We start from the raw sequence: 4,188 nt of genomic DNA on the forward strand, positions 1-4,188 counted from the left end.
CTCCGGCGCCGTTGTGGTGCGCGGGCACCGGCTGCCGAAGGGCAACATCCCGGCCGCGATCGCCGCGGGCATCGGCCACGTGCCCGAGGACCGCAAGGGACAGGGGCTCGTGCTCGGGGCATCCGTCAACGACAACCTCGGCTACGCGACGCTCGCGTCGACCGCACGCCTCGGGCTCGCGGACTTCACCGGCCAGCGCCGCAGGGCCCAGGCCGTCGCCGAGAAGCTCCGCATCCGGATGCACACCATCGACCAGCCCGTCGGCGCACTGTCAGGCGGCAACCAGCAGAAGGCCGTCTTCGGCCGCTGGATCATCGCCGCCTCGACCGTGCTGCTGCTCGACGAGCCCACCCGCGGCGTCGACGTCGGCGCCAAGGTCGAGATCTACGAACTGATGAACGCGATCACGGATGCCGGTGGCGCGATCGTCATGGTCTCGAGCGAACTCCCCGAGGTCCTCGGCATGAGCGACCGCATCCTGGTGATGCGGGACGGCCGGATCGCCGGCGAGCTGAGCGCCGCGGACGCCACCCAGGACGCCGTGATGACCCTCGCCGCCCGGGAAGCGGGCAGCACCGAGATCGACGCCATCGTCGACGACATCGAATCCGACGAACCGATCAACGAACCGATCAACGAACCGATCACCACAACGACCGACGGCGACCTCGCCGCCGTCACCCGCGACAACGCACCGACCCACGAGAAGGAATGACACCGATGTCCACGACTACCCTGGCCCCGGCGCGCCGCCGCGTCGACTACAAGAAATTCCTTGCCAACAACGGAGCGCTCGTCGGCCTCGTCGTGTTGTGCCTCGCCCTCTTCATCGCCACCCCGGACTTCCTGACCGGGCAGAACCTGCTGAACATCGGCATCCAGGTCTCCACCGTCGCCGTGCTCGCGTTCGGGATGACCTTCGTCATCGTCGCGGGCGGCATCGACCTGTCGGTCGGCGCGGTCGCCGCCCTCGCGGCCATGGTGTCCAGCTGGCTCTTCGTCGCCGCCGGGCTTCCCGGCTGGCTGACCCTGATCGGCGGGCTCGTCACCGGGCTCCTCGCCGGGATGGTCAACGGCCTCGCGAACGCCTACGGCAAGCTGCCCTCGTTCATCGCGACCCTCGCGATGCTGAGCGTCGCCCGCGGCCTCACCCTCGTCATCTCCGACGGCCGCCCGATCAAGACAGCGCCCGAGGTTTCCTTCCTCGGCGGAAACCTCGGACCGGTCCCGATGCCGATCGTCGTGCTCCTGCTCTCAGCCGTCGTCGCCTCCTTCGTGCTCAACCGCACCGTGATCGGGCGGTCGATGTACGCGGTCGGCGGCAACGCCGAGGCGGCGCGCCTGTCCGGGCTGCCGGTCAAGCGCATCCTCGTCACCGTCTTCGCCCTCGCCGGCCTGTTCGCGGCGCTCGCCGGGCTCCTCCTCGCCGGCCGGCTCGACTCCGCGCAGCCCCAGGCGGCTGCCGGCTACGAGCTCGACGCCATCGCGGCCGTCGTCATCGGCGGCGCATCGCTCTCTGGCGGCCTCGGCAAGATCTCGGGCACCTTCGTCGGCGCGCTCGTGCTCGTCGTGATCCGCAACGGCCTCAACCTGCTGAACGTCACCTCGTTCTGGCAGCAGGTCGTCATCGGCCTCGTGATCGCCCTCGCCGTCGGCGTCGACGTGCTGCGCCGCAAGACGCGCAACAGCTGAGCACTATTCCTCCACACCCGCACTTTCTCCCTTTCCCTCCATCGCTCAAACCAAAGGAACACACAATGAAGTCGTCCTCTTTCCGCAGAATCGCCGCCGTCACCACCGCAGCCGCCCTCATCCTCGTCGGCACGACCGCGTGCGGCCGGGGCGGTGGGGACTCGGCATCCGGCACCAAGATCGTGCTGGCCGTCTCCACCCTGAACAACCCGTTCTTCGTCGAGCTGCGCGACGGCGCCCAGGCCGCCGCGACCGCCGCCGGCCTGCAGCTCAACATCGTGGATGCCCAGAACGACTCGGCGACCCAGGCCAACCAGCTCGCCACGGCCGCATCGAGCGGGGCCAAGCTCGTCATCGTCAACCCCGTCGACTCGGATGCCGCCGGCTCGGCCGTCAAGGCGCTCAACACCGCGAACATCCCGGTGATCGCGGTCGACCGCACCGTCAACGGCGCAACCGTCGCCTCCCTCGTCGCGAGCGACAACGTCGCCGGCGGCAAGCAGGCCGCGGTCGAGCTCGCGACCGCGATGGGCGAGAAGGGCAGCGTCATCGACCTGCAGGGTGTCTCCGGAACCAGCGCGAGCCGCGACCGTGGCGCCGGCTTCGAAGAGGGCATGAAGGCCTACCCGAACATCACCGTCGTGGCCAAGCAGACCGCCAACTTCGACCGCGCCACCGCACTCGACGTGACGACGAACCTGCTCCAGGCCCACCCCGAGGTGACCGGTGTCTTCGCCGAGAACGATGAGATGGCCCTCGGAGCCGTGCAGGCGCTCGGATCCCGCGCCGGGACCGACGTCAAGGTCGTCGGCTTCGACGGAACCACCGACGGACTCGCCGCGATCACAGCGGGCACCCTCGCCGCCACGATCGCCCAGCAGCCCGCCGAACTCGGCAAGCTCGCCATCGAACTGGCCGTCAAGACCCTCGCCGGCGAAAAGGTCGACGCGACCGTCCCCGTCGAGGTCGTCACCGTCACGAAGACGAACGTGGGCGACTTCACCAAGTGAGCTCCTTCACCCCCACCGCTGACGGCGGCCCGATCGTCGTCGTCGGCTCGATCAACGTCGACCAGCTCATGGTCGTCGAGCGCCATCCCGCGCCAGGGGAAACCCTGATCGCGCGGTCGATGGAATTCCTGCCGGGCGGCAAGGGCGCCAACCAGGCCGTCGCAGCGGCCCGGCTGGGCGCGCACGTCAGCCTCGTCGGCGCCACCGGGAGCGATTCCGTCGCCGGGCTCACGATGGCTCTCCTCGAGCGGGCCGGCGTCGACCTGTCCGCCGTGTCCGCCATCGACGGCCCGACCGGCCTCGCCCTCGTCACCGTGGCCGACGACGGGGAGAACACCATCGTCGTCGTCCCCGGGGCGAACGCCGCCGTGGGGGCGGATGTCGTCGGTGACGCCGCCGACCTCATCGCGCGGGCCGCCGTCGTCGTGCTGCAGGGCGAGATCCCCGCCGCCGGCATCGAGGCGGCCGTCCGCCTGGCCACCGGCCGGGTCGTGCTCAACCTCGCTCCCGTGATCGCCGTCGACCCCGCCACGATCCGGCGGGCCGACCCGCTCGTCGTCAACGAGCACGAGGCCGCACTCGTCCTCGCGCTCGTCGACCCTGGCACGGACATCCCCCGTGGGGACGCCGAGCTCGTGGCCAGGCTCCGCGCCTGGGGCGTTCCCGCCGTGGTGCTGACCAGGGGAGAACAGGGTGCGATCTGTTCCGATTCCCTCGGCACGACCACGGTTCCCTCGCCCCGGGTCGCAGCGGTCGACTCCTCCGGCGCCGGCGATGCCTTCGTCGGGGCGCTCAGCGGACGGCTCGCCGCCGGCTCCAGTCTCCTCGACGCCGTGCGCCTCGCGGTCAGGGTCGGCGCGTTCGCGGTGCGCACGCTCGGCACCCAGCAGTCGTATCCCGGCGCGGACGACGAACTCCCCGAGGTGGAGAAGTGAAGCGGACCGGCATCCTGAATGCCGACCTCTGCGGCGCCCTCGCCAGACTCGGGCACACCGACCTGGTCCTGGTGGCCGATTGCGGCATGCCGATTCCGGCGGGGGTGCCGGTGGTCGACCTCGCTCTCGTCCACGGCATTCCGCGGTTCGAGCAGGTCCTCGATGCCCTCACAAGCGACATGGTGTTCCAGCACTGCATCGCCGCCGAGGAAGCGAAGGGCGCCCCGGCGGGTGCCTGGCTGGCCGAGCGTTTCGACGGGATCGAGTACATCAGCCACGAGGATCTCAAGGCGCTCTCCGCGTCTGCCAAGCTCTTCATCCGCACGGGCGAGGCCACGCCGTACGCGAATGCGGCCCTGGTCTGCGGGGTGTCATTCTGAGCCACGGCTCTTGAGATCGACGTGGTCCGCCGAAACGGCCACACTGAAGGGGCCGGGGAAATCTCCCCGGCCCCCTTTTCTCACCCCATCGGTTGCGCCCGGCAGAGGATCACCGCATGAAGTTCGTTCTGGCACCCGACTCCTTCAAGGAATCGATGACCGCGGCGGAGG

5 protein-coding genes are annotated in these 4,188 nt (G+C 70.0%); all 5 read left to right on the plus strand.

The annotated features are described in order from the left end of the window. The coding region (locus tag QN345_RS16115) for an ATP-binding cassette domain-containing protein (RefSeq protein ID WP_323508868.1) at positions 1–715 on the plus strand (715 nt) is incomplete at its 5' end. A gap of 5 nt (positions 716–720) precedes the next feature. Then, complete coding sequence (locus tag QN345_RS16120; RefSeq protein WP_322136819.1) at positions 721–1,692, plus strand: ABC transporter permease; 972 nt, start codon at positions 721–723, stop codon at positions 1,690–1,692. Positions 1,693–1,757: 65 nt separating this feature from the next. Then, positions 1,758–2,702 carry a substrate-binding domain-containing protein gene (locus QN345_RS16125; RefSeq protein WP_134560387.1) on the plus strand — a complete coding sequence of 315 codons (945 nt, stop codon included), beginning with the start codon at positions 1,758–1,760 and terminating at the stop codon, positions 2,700–2,702. Further along, complete coding sequence (locus QN345_RS16130; RefSeq protein ID WP_134560385.1) at positions 2,699–3,637, plus strand: ribokinase; 939 nt, start codon at positions 2,699–2,701, stop codon at positions 3,635–3,637. The genes QN345_RS16125 and QN345_RS16130 overlap by 4 nt, the downstream gene beginning before the upstream one ends. Beyond that, complete coding sequence (gene rbsD / locus QN345_RS16135; protein WP_134446179.1) at positions 3,634–4,017, plus strand: D-ribose pyranase; 384 nt, start codon at positions 3,634–3,636, stop codon at positions 4,015–4,017. The genes QN345_RS16130 and rbsD overlap by 4 nt, the downstream gene beginning before the upstream one ends. The last annotated feature ends 171 nt before the right edge of the window (positions 4,018–4,188 follow it).

This window comes from Cryobacterium sp. 10I1 (assembly GCF_035019805.1).
In the GTDB taxonomy this organism is placed as follows: domain Bacteria; phylum Actinomycetota; class Actinomycetes; order Actinomycetales; family Microbacteriaceae; genus Cryobacterium; species Cryobacterium glucosi.

Excerpts from the sequence above, each read along its gene's own strand:
- QN345_RS16120 (WP_322136819.1), top strand. The coding sequence starts at position 721 with ATGTCCACGACTACCCTGGCCCCGGCGCGCCGCCGCGTCGACTACAAG.
- QN345_RS16125 (WP_134560387.1), top strand. The coding sequence starts at position 1,758 with ATGAAGTCGTCCTCTTTCCGCAGAATCGCCGCCGTCACCACCGCAGCC.